We start from the raw sequence: 12,496 nt of genomic DNA, 5'->3' as shown, positions 1-12,496 counted from the left end.
AGCGGAACACTTGGCGAGTGATGGACGAGATGCCCACCGGACTTGCTGACGCTGACGAGCCTGCGCGCACGCCCGAGGATGTCGCGCGGGCGCTGATAGCCACGTTCAACCAGGTATCAATGGATTTCACCGGCTCGGCCGAAGCGTGGAGGTACGGCCGCGGACGGGACCTGAGCCGGCTGGCCGAGCGCGCTCGTGAGAGTGCGGACTGACGACGGAGCCGGTCGGGGTGCAGCTTGGCAGGACGTACATGTCCACAGTCGGTCGGAGTACGCCTAGATGTTCCCAGGTCGGCTGGCAGCGGACGCATACGTCCTGTCGAAATGCAGAAGAGTGAGGGAGTGGCACTAGCCTGCTGACGTGAGTGAGTATCTGGTGGTCAGTGCGATTGCTGGTGAGGCTCGGTATGTGCCGGCGGGGGTTCCGGTGGTGATCACCGGGGTCGGGAAGACTGCGGCGGCGGTTGCGGTGAGTCGGGCGTTGGCGGGGCGGGACACGACGGATCTGGTGGTGCTGAATGTGGGGACCACCGGGGCGTTGCGGGACGGGTTGTCGGGGTTGTTCCTGCCGAGCATGGTGATCAACCACGACGTGAACGCGGACGCCGTACGGGCGATCGGGCTCGATCCGCAGGACGAGTTGCCGATCGAGGGTGGTGACGGCACGGTCCTCGCGTCGGGGGACGTGTTCGTGGCCGATCCCGTCGTACGGGCGCGGTTGGCGGAGCGGGCGCAACTGGTGGACATGGAGGCGTACGGCGTCGTGTACGCGTGCCGCGCCCACGGCGTACCGGTCCGTGTCGTGAAGCACGTCTCCGACTCGGCGGACGAGGCCGCGCTCGACTGGCCCGCGCTGGTCGACGCCAGCGCGAAGGTGCTGGGGGAGTGGGTCAGCCAGCACGCCCGCTGAGCCACTCCAGCACCGCAATCTCCCGCACCAGCCACCGCATCACCCCGACCCCACCCGCCAGCACCCGCTGGTTGGCGGCCAGGGCATCAGCCACCGTGACCCAGGTGGGCGTGAGTTCGAGGTCGGCCTCGTAGGACTCCAGGTTCTGCGGCCGGCCGGGCTCGCCGCCGGAACAGGTGAGGTAGTGCGACGTCATCGCGAAGACGTCGTACTCCGCGTCGCGGGCGGGGACCTCCTCGCGGGTGGTCGCGAGCCCGGGGCCGACCAGTACGTCGTCGTACCCGCATTCCTCCTGGAACTCGCGGCGGAGCGCCTGCCCGAACGACTCGCCGGGCTCGACATCGGATTATGCTGGCTTGACCTTGACCTTGGGGGCAAGGTTTAGCGTGGGGTGAAGGAGGCGGGATGCGGATCAGTGATCTGGCGGCCGAGGCCGGTGTGACGGTCAAGGCGGTGCGGTACTACGAGTCGCAGGGGCTGCTCAAGCCGCGCCGGGAGGCCAACGGGTACCGGGCGTACGACACCGACGACGTGGTCGTGGTGCGTGAGGTGAAGGCGTTGCTGAGCCTCGGGCTGACCGCCGAGCAGACGTACCCGTTCATCGAGTGCCTGCGGGCCGGCAACGCGCGCGCGGACGTCTGCCCGGCGTCGCTGACGGCGTACCGGACCCGGATCGAGGAGGTGGACCGGCGGATCGCCGAGCTCACCGACCTTCGGGCGCGGCTGACCGACCTCCTGTCCGATGCCGAGAGCTGGAGAAAACAACTATGAGCAAACTTCGCAGTGTCGACCAGAAGACCTTCAGGGACCAGGTACTGCGGTCCGAAAAGCCTGTGCTGGTGGACTTCTGGGCACAGTGGTGCCCGCCGTGCCACCAGATCGCGCCGGTGCTCGCGCAGATCGCCGACGAGCGCGCCGACAAGCTGAACGTGGTGAAACTCAACTCCGACGAGAATCCGCAGATCGCCGCGAACTACCGGGTGATGGCGCTCCCCACCCTCGCCCTGTTCCATCGCGGTGAGCTGATCTGGTCCGTCGTCGGCGCCCGTCCGAAGCACAAGCTCCTGAAGGAACTCGACGACGCGCTACTGACCGCCGTATAACGCCGTCTGCTGGTGGAAGGCGACCAGCCACTCACCTGAAGCCTTCGTCCAGACAGTGCTCGCGTACGACGGCGCCTGCACCTCGTTGCCGTCGACAAGCACCGTGACGTCGACGTGGTACGTGACGACCGCCGTGTGCTCGTCCACCACGATCACGCGCTCCCCGGTGCGCACCGTCTTCAGGTACGGGTTGTGGTTCGCGGTGATCCCCGGTACGGCGGTCGCCTTGTCGATGATCCCGAACCGGCTCACCGCGATCGCGTCGTCCCGCAGATACCGCTGGTAGAACGCCCCGTCCCCTTCCCGGTTCGCCTTCCACAACAACTCCTCAAGCCCCGAGAGCTCCTCGTTCACTGACATACGTCAACTCTCGCGGAGCCCTAGGACAACCGCGGGCCTAGTTGAACTTGTAGATCTCCACCAGTACGCCGTGCGGCCCCGCGACATACGCCGACGTAGTACCCCAGTCCGTCTCCATCGGCTCCAGCGCGATCTTCCCGCCCCGCGCGCGGATCGCCTCGACCTCCGCGCGTACGTCGTCGCAGCTGAACTGCAGGAGCGTGCCGCCGAGCGGGCCGAAGCTGGTCATCGCCCCGGTGTGCAACGCGATCGTCATCGCCCCGGCGGCGACCTCCGCGTAGCCCTCGCCCGCGTTGCCCGAGACCTCCAGGCCGAGGATGCCGGCGAAGAAGTCGGCGAGGTCCTGGTTCTTCGCGCGGCTGTCGGTCAGCAGACCCAGGTGGTCGAATCGGATGCTCATGCGGCGTCTCCCTCGTTGACTGTTAGCTGTCTAGGATGCTAACAACATAGCCATGGCGGATGAGGCGGGCAAGAAGGTGCAGTTCAACGTGTATCTGCCGCCCGGGCTGGTGCGGCGGGTGAAGCACAAGGCGATTGACGACGGGGCGAGTTTGTCGGCGTTGGTGGAGCAGGCGTTGGCGGAGTATCTGGACAACCATGGGGAGGCCCGGGGATGAGTGGCGTGGCGATCAGGCCGTTGCGGTTCACGGACGACGTGGGGGCGATGCGCTCGTTCCTCGAAGGGCTGGGGTTGCGGCCGCGGATCGAGTCGGAGCGTGGTGGGTGGGTGGACATGCTGGCGGGGCGCGGCATGGTCGCGCTCCACGACGCGGCGTCGAGTTCGACCGGTGGGCAGCCGGGGCAGACCTCGTTGACGTTCGAGGCGGACAAGCTCGACGAACTGGTCGAGCGGCTCGAGCAGGCCGGGTTCGGTGACGTGACGGTGTTCGACGAGGCGTACGGCCGGGTGCTGTCGGTGACCGGTCCGGACGGCGCGGTGATCTGGATCGACGAGCGCGCCGAGGACCTGTACGGCTACAAGCTCCACGACGCCCGCCCGGACGACCGGCTGTCCGTCACGCCGTACCTGTCCGGAGCGGATGAGCCCGCTTGGCGCAGCTTTCTGAGCGCTGCGGGCGTGGACGCGGCGGTCCGGTTCGGCCCGGGCGCCGAGTTCGCCGTACGCCTCGACCTGTCGACGACGGAGGACCTGGACGAGGTACAGCGTCGCGTCGAGGGCACCCGCACCGAGGACGGTCTGGAGCTGACCGACCCGGACGGGCAGCTCGTCGTGGTGCACGGATGATCCGCCGGGCGGAGCTCGAGGACGTCGACGCGGTCCGCGCGATCGGCCTGCAGACCTGGCCGGTCGCGTACGCCGGCCTCGTCCCGGACGAGTTCATCGCCGACGGACTCGCCCGGTGGTGGTCCCGCGAGGCCGTCGAGCGGAGCATCGCGAACGGCATCACGCTGGTCGCCGCGGAGGGCGACGACCTCGTCGGCATGACCGGGCTCGGCCGCCAGGACGAGTTCTGGGTGATGTGGAAGCTGTACGTCGTACCCGGCCACCAGGGGAAGGGGATCGGCAAGGCGCTCCTCGACGCGGCGGTCGCGGCTCTCCCGGACGGTACGCCCGAACTCCTGCTCGACGTCCTCGTGACGAACGAGAAGGCGATCGGCTTCTACCGTTCCCAGGGCTTCGAGCAGCCGAGCCAGGTACCGGACCGCGATCTCGGCGACGACCTGATGTGGATGAGCCTTGACCTCCACCGCACCTGAGGTTGCAAGATGCCCCTCATGACTGCGACGGGGGCGCCTCAGCGGCTGCGCGACGATCCGGACTTCCGGCGGTACTGGCTGGCCCGCGCGCTCTCGGTCACCGGCTCGATGGTGACGGCGATCGCCCTGCCCGTGCTGGTCTACCGCCTCAGCGGGTCGACGGTCCTGACCGCGGTGGTAAGCGCGCTCGAGTCGGCGCCGTACCTGCTGGCCGGCCTGTTCGCGGGCGCGCTCGCCGACCGGTGGAACCGGCGCCGCGTGATGGTGACGGCGGACTGCGTGAACGCCGTCCTCGTCGGATCGGTCCCGGTCGCGCACCTGCTCGGCGTACTGACCGTCGTCCACGTGCTGGTGGTCGCGTTCACCGTGCAGGCCGTCTACACGTTCTTCGACGGCGCGAACTTCGGCGCACTGCCGGTGCTGGTCGGCCGCGCGCGGGTCGCGCAGGCGAACTCGGCGGTCTGGACGGCGTCCAGCCTGATCGAGCTGTTCGTCCCGCCGCTCACCGGCCTGCTGCTCGCCGTCCTCGACCCGGCCAGCCTGCTGACGCTCGACGCGATCAGCTTCGCGGCGTCCGCGTTCGCCGTCCGCGGGATCGTCCGGGCGATGTCCGAGCCGCGCGACGACCGCCCGCCGCTGCGGCCGCGGGTGGTGCTGAACGACATCCGCGACGGGCTCCGGTACCTGGTCCGGCACGCCGGCGTCCGGACGATGACGATCGTCGGCAGCATCCAGTCCTTCGCGGGCGGCGGCTTCATGGCGCTGATCGTGGTGTGGTGCGACCGCGTTCTGCACATCGGTACGTCGGGACTCCGGTTCGGGCTGGTCTGGGGCGTGTGGGGGATCGGCGGGCTGATCGCCGCGCTCAGCCTGCCGCGCCTGCTCAAACGGACATCGCCCGCGGCGATCACGCTCTACGCACTCCCCGGCTCGGCGCTTCTCGGCGTACTCGCGCCGCTGTCGCCGCACTGGGTCGTGGCCGCGCTGGCCCTGCTCGTCTGGGGATCGGCGTACGTGCTCGTGCTCGTGAACGCGGTCTCGTACCGCCAGCAGGTGACCCCGGAGAACCTGCTCGGCCGGGTCAACACGGCCGGGCGGATGCTGTCCTGGGGTGTCGGCTGGACGCTCGGGTCGGTCCTCGGCGGCCTGCTCGGGAACGCGTTCGGGCCGCGCACCGGGATGGTGCTGATGGGCCTGTCCGGGTGCGCCGGCGTGGTCGTCGCGTGGACCTCGCCGCTGCGCCGGATCGCCGCCGGTCACGAGCGCGGGGTGGCTTGACCCGGCCCCGTTGCATACGAACTTGCTGATCATCCGCTAGGTTCTGCGCGTGGGCGTACGGGTTCTCGGTCCTCGCGACCTCGCGGCGGCGCGCGCGGTCATCGCCCGCGATCCGGTGGTGAACGTGTTCGTGGACAGCCTCGTGCAGGCGTCCGGACTCGATCCGCGGCGCGGTGCCGAGGTGTGGGGGTACGTCGAGAAGGGTGCCCTCGAGGCGCTGTGTCACGCCGGCGGGAACATGGTCCCGGTCGGCGCGGACGACGCCGCGCTGCGGGCGTTCGCGGCGTACGCGCTGCGGCGTGGGCGGAACTGCTTCCAGATCCTCGGGCCGGCCCGCGCGGTCGACCAGCTGTGGACGGTCCTGGAGCCGCACTGGGGCCCGGCCCGCGAGGTGCGCGACGACCAGCCGTTCATGGTGATCGAGGGGTCGCCGGCGATCGCGCCGGATCCGCTGGTCCGCGCGGTGGAGCCGGTCGAGCTGCCGATCCTGTACCCGGCGTGCGTGGCGATGTACACCGAGGAGGTCGGCGTACCGCCGCAGACCGGGCCGGACGGGACGTTCTACCGGTCCCGGGTCGCGGAGCTGATCCGCGCCGGGCGGGCGTTCGCGCGGATCGAGGACGGGCGGGTGGTGTTCAAGGCCGAGGTCGGCTCGGTCGGCACCGGCGTCTGCCAGATCCAGGGCGTCTGGGTGGACCCGGAGTACCGCGGCCGCGGGCTCGCCGCGCCCGGGATGGCCGCCGTGGTGGAGCTGGCCCGGCAGATCGCCCCGGTGGTGACGCTCTACGTCAACGCCTTCAACCTGCCGGCGCGGGCGGCGTACGAACGGGTCGGCTTCCGCACCATCGAAACCTTCGCCACCATCCTGTTCTAAGCTCCCACGCATGGCATCGCGGAGTACGACGGGACTGGCCGTGCTGTTCGGGGTGGTCGGGACGCTGCATTTCGTCAAACCCGAGCCGTTCGAGGCGATCGTGCCTAAGGTGCTGCCGCGGAAGAAAGAGCTCGTGCATGCGTCCGGAGTGGCGGAGCTTGCGTGCGCGGCCGGGTTGCTGCACCCGCGGACGCGGCGGCTCGCCGGGTTCGCGAGTGCCGCGCTGCTGGTCGCGGTGTTCCCGGCCAACGTCCAGATGGCCGCCGATCTGCGGCACGCCTCGCCGAAGGTTCGAACGATCGCTTTCGCCCGGCTGCCGCTGCAGCTGCCGCTGATCCGGTGGGCGCTGAAGGCCGCCCGCGAGTGACCTGTGGATAACCTGGTCCGAGCAGTACCGCAGGACCGATATTCTCTCTGTTGTCCTTGGTTCCCGATTTTGCACGCCTGGAGACTCCCGTGATTTTGCGTATGTCGTCGTTGTTCCTCCGCACCCTTCGCGAGGACCCGGCGGACGCGGAGGTCCCGAGCCACAAGCTGCTCGTCCGCGCCGGCTACATCCGCCGGACGGCGCCCGGCATCTACACCTGGCTGCCGCTCGGCCTGCGGGTGCTGCGCAACGTCGAGCGGATCGTCCGCGAGGAGATGGACGCGATCGGCGCGCAGGAGCTGGTGTTCCCGGCGCTGCTGCCCCGCGAGCCCTACGAGGCGACCGGCCGCTGGACCGAGTACGGGCCGAACCTGTTCCGGCTGAAGGACCGCAAGGGCGCGGACATGCTGCTCGGCCCGACGCACGAGGAGATGTTCACGCTGGTCGTGAAGGACCTCTACTCGTCGTACAAGGACCTGCCGCTGTCGATCTACCAGATCCAGAACAAGTACCGCGACGAGGCGCGGCCGCGGGCCGGCGTGCTGCGCGGGCGCGAGTTCGTGATGAAGGACTCGTACTCGTTCGACGTCGACGACGACGGGCTCGCCGCGTCGTACGAGCTGCACCGTAAGGCGTACATCAGGATCTTCGACCGGCTCGGGTTCGACTACGTGATCGTGCAGGCGATGTCCGGCGCGATGGGCGGGTCCCGGTCCGAGGAGTTCCTGGCGATCGCGGAGAACGGTGAGGACACCTTCGTCCGCTCGCCGGGCGGGTACGCCGCGAACGTCGAGGCCGTGGTGGTGCCGCAGACGGCGCCGGTCGACGCGTCCGCCGTACCGGCCGCCGAGGTCGTCGACACGCCGGACACGCCCACCATCGACACGCTGGTGGACGCGCTGAACGCGAAGCACCCCCGCACCGACGGACGCGAGTGGGCCGCCGCGGACACGCTCAAGAACGTGCTCGTGATGCTGCTCAACCCCGACGGCACCCGCGAGCCGCTGGCGATCGGCGTTCCCGGCGACCGCGCGATCGACGAGAAGCGGCTCGGCGCGCAGGTGGAGCCGGCCGAGGTGGTGGCGTTCGAGGAGGCGGACTTCGAGAAGTACCCGTCGCTCGCGAAGGGGTACATCGGTCCCGGTGTGCTCGGCGCCGACAACACCTCCGGCATCCGGTACCTGCTCGACCCGCGGGTCGGTGAGGGTTCCGCGTGGGTGACCGGGGCGGACCGGTCCGGCTTCCACGTGATCAACCTGGTGCACGGGCGGGACTTCACCGCGGACGGCACGATCCAGGCCGCCGAGGTCCGCGACGGCGACCCGGCGCCCGACGGTTCGGGTGCGCTGGAGACCGCGCGCGGGATCGAGATGGGCCACATCTTCCAGCTCGGGCGGAAGTACGCCGACGCGCTCGACCTGAAGGTCCTCGACCAGAACGGCAAGCTCGTCACGGTGACGATGGGGTCGTACGGCGTGGGCGTGACCCGCGCGGTGGCGGCGGTCGCCGAGGGCAACCACGACGAGCTCGGCCTGGTCTGGCCCCGCGAACTGGCGCCCGCCGACGTCCACCTGGTTGCCACGGGCAAGGACAAGGAGGTCTTCGACAAGGCGGCCGAGATCGCCGCCGAGCTGGAGTCCCACGGCCTCACCGTGCTGTTCGACGACCGCGAGAAGGTGTCGCCAGGCGTCAAGTTCAAGGACGCCGAACTGCTCGGCGTCCCCACGATCGCCGTGGTCGGCAAGGGCCTCGCCGAAGGCACCATCGAGATCAAGGACCGCCGCACCGGCAACCGCACCGACGTCCCCGTCACGGCAGTCGTAGACCACCTCCTCACCACAGTCCGCAACTAACCCCATCACCCCACGGCCCCGTTCCCCCCAAGGGAGCGGGGCCGCCCCGGGTCCCGCACCTCGGGTCCCGCACCTCGGGTCCCGCACCTCGGGTCCCGCACCTCGGGTCCCGCACCTCGGGTTCCGCACCTCGGGTTCCGCACCTCGGGTTCCGCACCTCGGGTTCCGCACCTCGGGTTCCGCACCTCGGGTCCCGCACCCCGGGTCCCGCACCCCGGGTCCCGCACCCCGGGTCCCGCACCCCGGGTCCCGCACCCCGGGTCCCGCACCCCGGGTTCCGCACCCCGGGTCCCGCACCCCGGGTTCCGCACCCCGGGTCCCGCACCCCGGGTTCCGCACCCCGGGTCCCGCACCCCGGGTTCCGCACCCCGGGTCCCGCACCCCGGGTTCCGCACGCCGCGTCCCGCACCCCACACCCCGCGCTGCGCGCCCCACACCCCACGTCCCGTGCTGCGCGCCCCACACCCCACGTCCCGTGCGGATCCGTGTCCCGCGATCCTGTGTGGGTTCATGCCTACGACCCTGTGCGGATTGGCGACCCACGACCGCGCGTGTTCGTTCCTCGCGCCCCAGTGTGGGTTCACGCCCCGCACCTTGTGTGGGTTCACGCCGCACACCCCGTGCGGGCTCACGCTGCCCACCCCGTGCGAGTCCACGTCCAGCACCGTCGTGCGCGTTCATGCCCACACCTCGTGCGAGTTCATGTGCCACAGGCCCGTGTGGGTCGGCTGCGCGTGCGGCTCCGCGCCTCGCGCGGGTCGCGTCTTGTGTGGGAGCCGTGCTGGGGCGGGGGTTGTGTTCTGACGTGGGGCGGGTTCCGCGTGGGAGGTGCGTTGGTTGGTGGGGTGGTGGCGGAGGGGATGTCCGTTGGGGTGGGTTTGTTTGTTGGAGGGGGTGGACCGCCAATTCGAGGGGTTGTTCGCTCGAATGGGATTTTCTTGCGAGGTGTGTCGAGGGGCGGGGGTTGGCTTCGATCCAGGGGGGAGGCGCCTGAGGGGGCGTCTGGGATTGGAGTTGGTGATGAAGGAAACTGTGCTGGCCCAGGCGGGGCTCGGTGAGCTGCGGGCGGTTGTGCTGGGAGAGGTGCTCGTCGACGGGGAGGCGGGGTATGCGGACGCGGGGCGGGTGATGATGGCGGCGGGGCGGCCGCGGGTGGTGGTGCGGTGTGCCAACGCGGCGGATGTGGTCGCGGCGTTGCGGTACGCCGAGGGGCAGGACCTGCCGGTGGCGGTGCGTAGCGGAGGGCATCACGCGGCCGGGTTCGGGACGAACGACGGTGGCGTGGTGATCGACGTACGGCCGATGGACGAGGTGCGGGTGCTCCCGGACGAGGTCGTACGGGTCGGCACGGGCGCTACCTGGGGACAGGTGGCGCAGCGGCTCGGCAAGCTGGGGCTGGCGATCTCGTCGGGTGACACCGCGGGCGTCGGCGTCGGTGGGTTGATGGCGGGCGGCGGCATCGGGTGGATGGTCCGCAGGCACGGGCTGGCGATCGACAACGTGGTCGCGGCCGAGGTGGTGACCGCCGACGGCGCCGTACGCCGGGTCGACGCCGCCACCGAGCCCGAACTGTTCTGGGGCCTCCGCGGTGCCGCGGGCGGTCTCGGCGTGGTCACGTCGTACGACATCACCGCCGTACGGCAGCCGACCGTGCACTTCGGGAGCTTCCTCTACCCGTGGACGCAGGCGGAGCAGGTGCTCCGGGCGTGGACGGAGTACATGGTTGACGCACCCGATGAGCTGTCCGCGAGCCTGCAGCTGGCGCCGACGATGATGGCCGACCGGCAGGTCCCGGTCGCGATCCAGGTGTGTGCGACCGATCAAGCAGTCCTCGAACCGTTGCGGCACCTCGGTTCGCTGATCACCGAGAAGGTCGCCGAGGTGCCGTACGCCGACGTGTTCGCCGACATGGCGATGCCGCCGGAGTGGCGCCCGCGGATCCGCAACGGCTTCTACAACACCTGGTCGGACGACGTGGGGCAGAAGCTGCTCGAGGCCCGCGCAAGGATCCCCGGCCTCGCGATCGAGATCCGTGCGCTCGGCGGCGCGTACGGCGCGATGCCCGCGGACGGTACGGCGTTCGCGCACCGGGACGCGAGGTTCCTGGTCAACTCGGTGCTGATGGGATCGCCCGAGCAGCAGGGCACGCAGCAGCCGAAGGACTTCGACGCGTTGTGGCGGTCGCTGAAGCCCGACGGCGCGTACCTGAACTTCCTGTCAGACCCGACCGAGGCCGACCTCGACCTCTGCTTCCCGGAGCCGCACCGCAAGCGGCTGGCCGCGCTCAAGCAGTCCATCGATCCGGGCCACGTGTTCCGCAGCCCGCTGACGGTTCCGCCGCGGCCGGAGTGGACCGGTGGCCGCCGTCACTTGATGAGGTGGGCGATGCGTTCGCGCAGGTAGTTCTGTTCGGCCGTGTTCCGGGTGCGCTCCAGTGCCGCGAGGTAGTTGGTGCGCGCCTGGTCCGGCCTGCCCGCGAGCTCGTGCAGGTGCGCGAGGACGGACAGCCGGCGGTGGTGGTCGCCGAGGTACCGGTCGTCGGCCAGCCGCTCGACGATCGCGATCCCGGCGTCCGGGCCCGCGGTCATCGCGACCGCGACGGCCGCGCCGAGCGTCACCATCGGGCTCGGGTCGACGCGTTCGAGGAGCTTGTACAGGCCGGCGATCTGGATCCAGTCGGTGCTCTCGACCGAGTCGGCCTCGCTGTGCACCGCGGCGATCGCCGCCTCCAACTGGTACGGCCCGACCGCGCCGGCGCGCAGCGCGTCCTCGACGAGGTGCGTGCCTTCGGCGATCTCGTCGGCGTACCAGCGGGAGCGGTCCTGCCGGTCGGCCGGGATCAGGCTGCCGCCCGGGCCGGTCCGGGCGTCGCGGCGGGCGTGGGTGAGGATCATCAGCGCGAGCAGCCCGGTGACCTCACCCGATCCGCCGGCCGACCGGTGCAGCAGCCGGGTGATCCGGAGCGCCTCGTCGGCGAGGTCCACCCGCTGCAACGACGCGCCCGCGCTGGCGGTGTGACCTTCGTTGAAGATCAGGTACAGCACCTGCAGCACGGCGCGGAGCCGTACGTCGTACTCCTCGGCCGTCGGCAGTTCGAAGCGCGCGCCGGCGATCTGCCGCTTGGCCCGGCTGATCCGCTGCGCCACGGTCGTCTCGCTGACCAGCAACGCGGCCGCGACCTCCGCAGTGGTGAGACCGCCGACCGAGCGCAGCGTGAGCGCGATCTGCGAGGCTGGGCTGAGCGCCGGATGACAGCAGAGCACGAGCAACCGCACGGTGTCGTCGGTGTCCTCGTGATAGTCGTCCGGGTCGGGTTCCGCCGCGCGCAGGAAGTCGTTCAGCTCCCGCTGCCGGCGCGCGTTGTCCCGCCGCCAGCCGTCCATCATCCGCCGGGTCGCGACGCTGATCAGCCACCCGATCGGCTGCTCGGGTACGCCGTTCTCGCGCCAGCGCACGAACGCCTCCAGCAGCGCCTCCTGGACGGCGTCCTCGCACTGGTCGAACGCGTCGTACCGCCGGACCAGCGCGGCCAGCGCCCGCGGCGCGGCAGCCCGGATCGCGGCCTCGACCTCTGTCACGACTCGTTGAGCTCCGCGAGGAAGTCGTCCTGGTCGAGCCGGATCTCCCGGAACTCGACCCGCCGGAACCGTGCGAGCGGGATCAGCGCCGCGATCTCCAGCGCCCGCTGCTGGGAGGCGCAGTTCAGCACCATCGCGCCGGCCAGGTACTCCTTGGTCTCCAGCAGCGGCCGGTCCGACACGACCGGCGTACCGCCGACGAGCTGGACGTTCTCGACCGGCCGGCCGGGTTCCTCGAGCCCGAGGACCGACACGAGTTCACCGGTCGCCAGCAGGGTGCGGGCCAGCTCGGCGATGTGTTCGCGGCCGCCGGACATCTCCACCAGCTCCTGCTCGGTGTAAGCCTGGAGCGCCTCGGCGTTGTTGTGGATCAGCAGTAGGAACTTCACCCCGCCATTCTCCCGGATCGGGTGTCATAGCTCTCATCGGCCGGTGTAATGGTTGAGCGGTACTAC

Annotated in this window: 16 protein-coding genes and 1 pseudogene; 12 read left to right on the top strand and 5 right to left on the bottom strand. The window is 70.3% G+C overall.

The window, feature by feature from the left end; translation table 11 throughout:
• Positions 1–17: 17 nt before the first annotated feature.
• Together ACQHIV_RS13870 and ACQHIV_RS13865 are read left to right on the top strand one after the other, a co-directional pair.
• A complete protein-coding gene (locus ACQHIV_RS13870; RefSeq protein WP_427894330.1) occupies positions 18–212 on the top strand; it encodes a hypothetical protein in 195 nt (64 codons plus the stop codon).
• 148 nt (positions 213–360) lie between these two features.
• On the top strand, positions 361–909 hold the full coding sequence (locus ACQHIV_RS13865; RefSeq protein WP_427894329.1) for a nucleosidase: 549 nt from the start codon (positions 361–363) through the stop codon (positions 907–909).
• Here the strand turns inward: ACQHIV_RS13865 and ACQHIV_RS13860 are convergent.
• Positions 890–1,237: pseudogene (locus ACQHIV_RS13860) on the bottom strand (NUDIX domain-containing protein); the annotation flags it as partial. The gene ACQHIV_RS13865 and the pseudogene ACQHIV_RS13860 sit on opposite strands and share 20 nt — an antisense overlap.
• Before the next feature lie 77 nt (positions 1,238–1,314).
• Here ACQHIV_RS13860 and ACQHIV_RS13855 point away from each other — a divergent pair.
• Together ACQHIV_RS13855 and trxA are read left to right on the top strand one after the other, a co-directional pair.
• On the top strand, positions 1,315–1,680 hold the full coding sequence (locus ACQHIV_RS13855) for a MerR family transcriptional regulator (RefSeq protein WP_427894327.1): 366 nt from the start codon (positions 1,315–1,317) through the stop codon (positions 1,678–1,680).
• A complete protein-coding gene (gene trxA / locus ACQHIV_RS13850; protein WP_427894325.1) occupies positions 1,677–2,012 on the top strand; it encodes a thioredoxin in 336 nt (111 codons plus the stop codon). The genes ACQHIV_RS13855 and trxA overlap by 4 nt, the downstream gene beginning before the upstream one ends.
• Here the strand turns inward: trxA and ACQHIV_RS13845 are convergent.
• Both ACQHIV_RS13845 and ACQHIV_RS13840 read right to left on the bottom strand, forming a co-directional pair.
• Positions 1,995–2,372 (bottom strand): nuclear transport factor 2 family protein, encoded by a 378-nt coding sequence (locus ACQHIV_RS13845; protein ID WP_427894323.1) that lies wholly within the window; start codon positions 2,370–2,372, stop codon positions 1,995–1,997. The two genes, trxA and ACQHIV_RS13845, sit on opposite strands and share 18 nt — an antisense overlap.
• A gap of 37 nt (positions 2,373–2,409) precedes the next feature.
• Positions 2,410–2,772, bottom strand: coding sequence for a VOC family protein (locus ACQHIV_RS13840; RefSeq protein WP_427894321.1), 363 nt, complete (start codon positions 2,770–2,772; stop codon positions 2,410–2,412).
• Between the two features lie 52 nt (positions 2,773–2,824).
• On the opposite strand from ACQHIV_RS13840, the gene ACQHIV_RS13835 reads away from it, so the two are divergent.
• From ACQHIV_RS13835 to ACQHIV_RS13800, 8 genes are all read left to right on the top strand, one after another.
• On the top strand, positions 2,825–2,989 hold the full coding sequence (locus tag ACQHIV_RS13835; RefSeq protein ID WP_380195802.1) for a CopG family transcriptional regulator: 165 nt from the start codon (positions 2,825–2,827) through the stop codon (positions 2,987–2,989).
• The gene (locus tag ACQHIV_RS13830; RefSeq protein ID WP_427894319.1) at positions 2,986–3,618 is read left to right on the top strand and encodes a VOC family protein; all 633 of its coding nucleotides are present in this window, start codon (positions 2,986–2,988) and stop codon (positions 3,616–3,618) included. The genes ACQHIV_RS13835 and ACQHIV_RS13830 overlap by 4 nt, the downstream gene beginning before the upstream one ends.
• Positions 3,615–4,091 carry an N-acetyltransferase family protein gene (locus ACQHIV_RS13825; protein WP_427894317.1) on the top strand — a complete coding sequence of 159 codons (477 nt, stop codon included), beginning with the start codon at positions 3,615–3,617 and terminating at the stop codon, positions 4,089–4,091. The genes ACQHIV_RS13830 and ACQHIV_RS13825 overlap by 4 nt, the downstream gene beginning before the upstream one ends.
• 18 nt (positions 4,092–4,109) lie before the next feature.
• Positions 4,110–5,369 (top strand): MFS transporter, encoded by a 1,260-nt coding sequence (locus tag ACQHIV_RS13820; protein ID WP_427894315.1) that lies wholly within the window; start codon positions 4,110–4,112, stop codon positions 5,367–5,369.
• A gap of 49 nt (positions 5,370–5,418) precedes the next feature.
• Positions 5,419–6,243, top strand: a complete 825-nt coding sequence (locus ACQHIV_RS13815; RefSeq protein WP_427894313.1) for a GNAT family N-acetyltransferase — start codon at positions 5,419–5,421, stop codon at positions 6,241–6,243.
• 10 nt (positions 6,244–6,253) lie between these two features.
• Positions 6,254–6,610, top strand: coding sequence for a DoxX family protein (locus tag ACQHIV_RS13810; RefSeq protein WP_427894311.1), 357 nt, complete (start codon positions 6,254–6,256; stop codon positions 6,608–6,610).
• Positions 6,611–6,699: 89 nt separating this feature from the next.
• On the top strand, positions 6,700–8,463 hold the full coding sequence (locus ACQHIV_RS13805; RefSeq protein WP_427894309.1) for a proline--tRNA ligase: 1,764 nt from the start codon (positions 6,700–6,702) through the stop codon (positions 8,461–8,463).
• 1,020 nt (positions 8,464–9,483) lie between these two features.
• Positions 9,484–10,866, top strand: coding sequence for an FAD-binding oxidoreductase (locus ACQHIV_RS13800; RefSeq protein ID WP_427894307.1), 1,383 nt, complete (start codon positions 9,484–9,486; stop codon positions 10,864–10,866).
• Here ACQHIV_RS13800 and ACQHIV_RS13795 read toward each other — a convergent pair.
• Together ACQHIV_RS13795 and ACQHIV_RS13790 are read right to left on the bottom strand one after the other, a co-directional pair.
• Positions 10,830–12,041, bottom strand: a complete 1,212-nt coding sequence (locus ACQHIV_RS13795; protein WP_427894305.1) for an RNA polymerase sigma factor — start codon at positions 12,039–12,041, stop codon at positions 10,830–10,832. The genes ACQHIV_RS13800 and ACQHIV_RS13795 overlap by 37 nt on opposite strands.
• Complete coding sequence (locus ACQHIV_RS13790) at positions 12,038–12,430, bottom strand: YciI family protein (protein WP_427894303.1); 393 nt, start codon at positions 12,428–12,430, stop codon at positions 12,038–12,040. The genes ACQHIV_RS13795 and ACQHIV_RS13790 overlap by 4 nt, the downstream gene beginning before the upstream one ends.
• Positions 12,431–12,496 lie beyond the last annotated feature (66 nt).

Source organism: Kribbella polygonati, assembly GCF_050320105.1.
Lineage (GTDB): Bacteria > Actinomycetota > Actinomycetes > Propionibacteriales > Kribbellaceae > Kribbella.
Note: the sequence above shows the minus strand (reverse complement) of the source record. Positions and strands in the feature narration are given on the sequence as shown.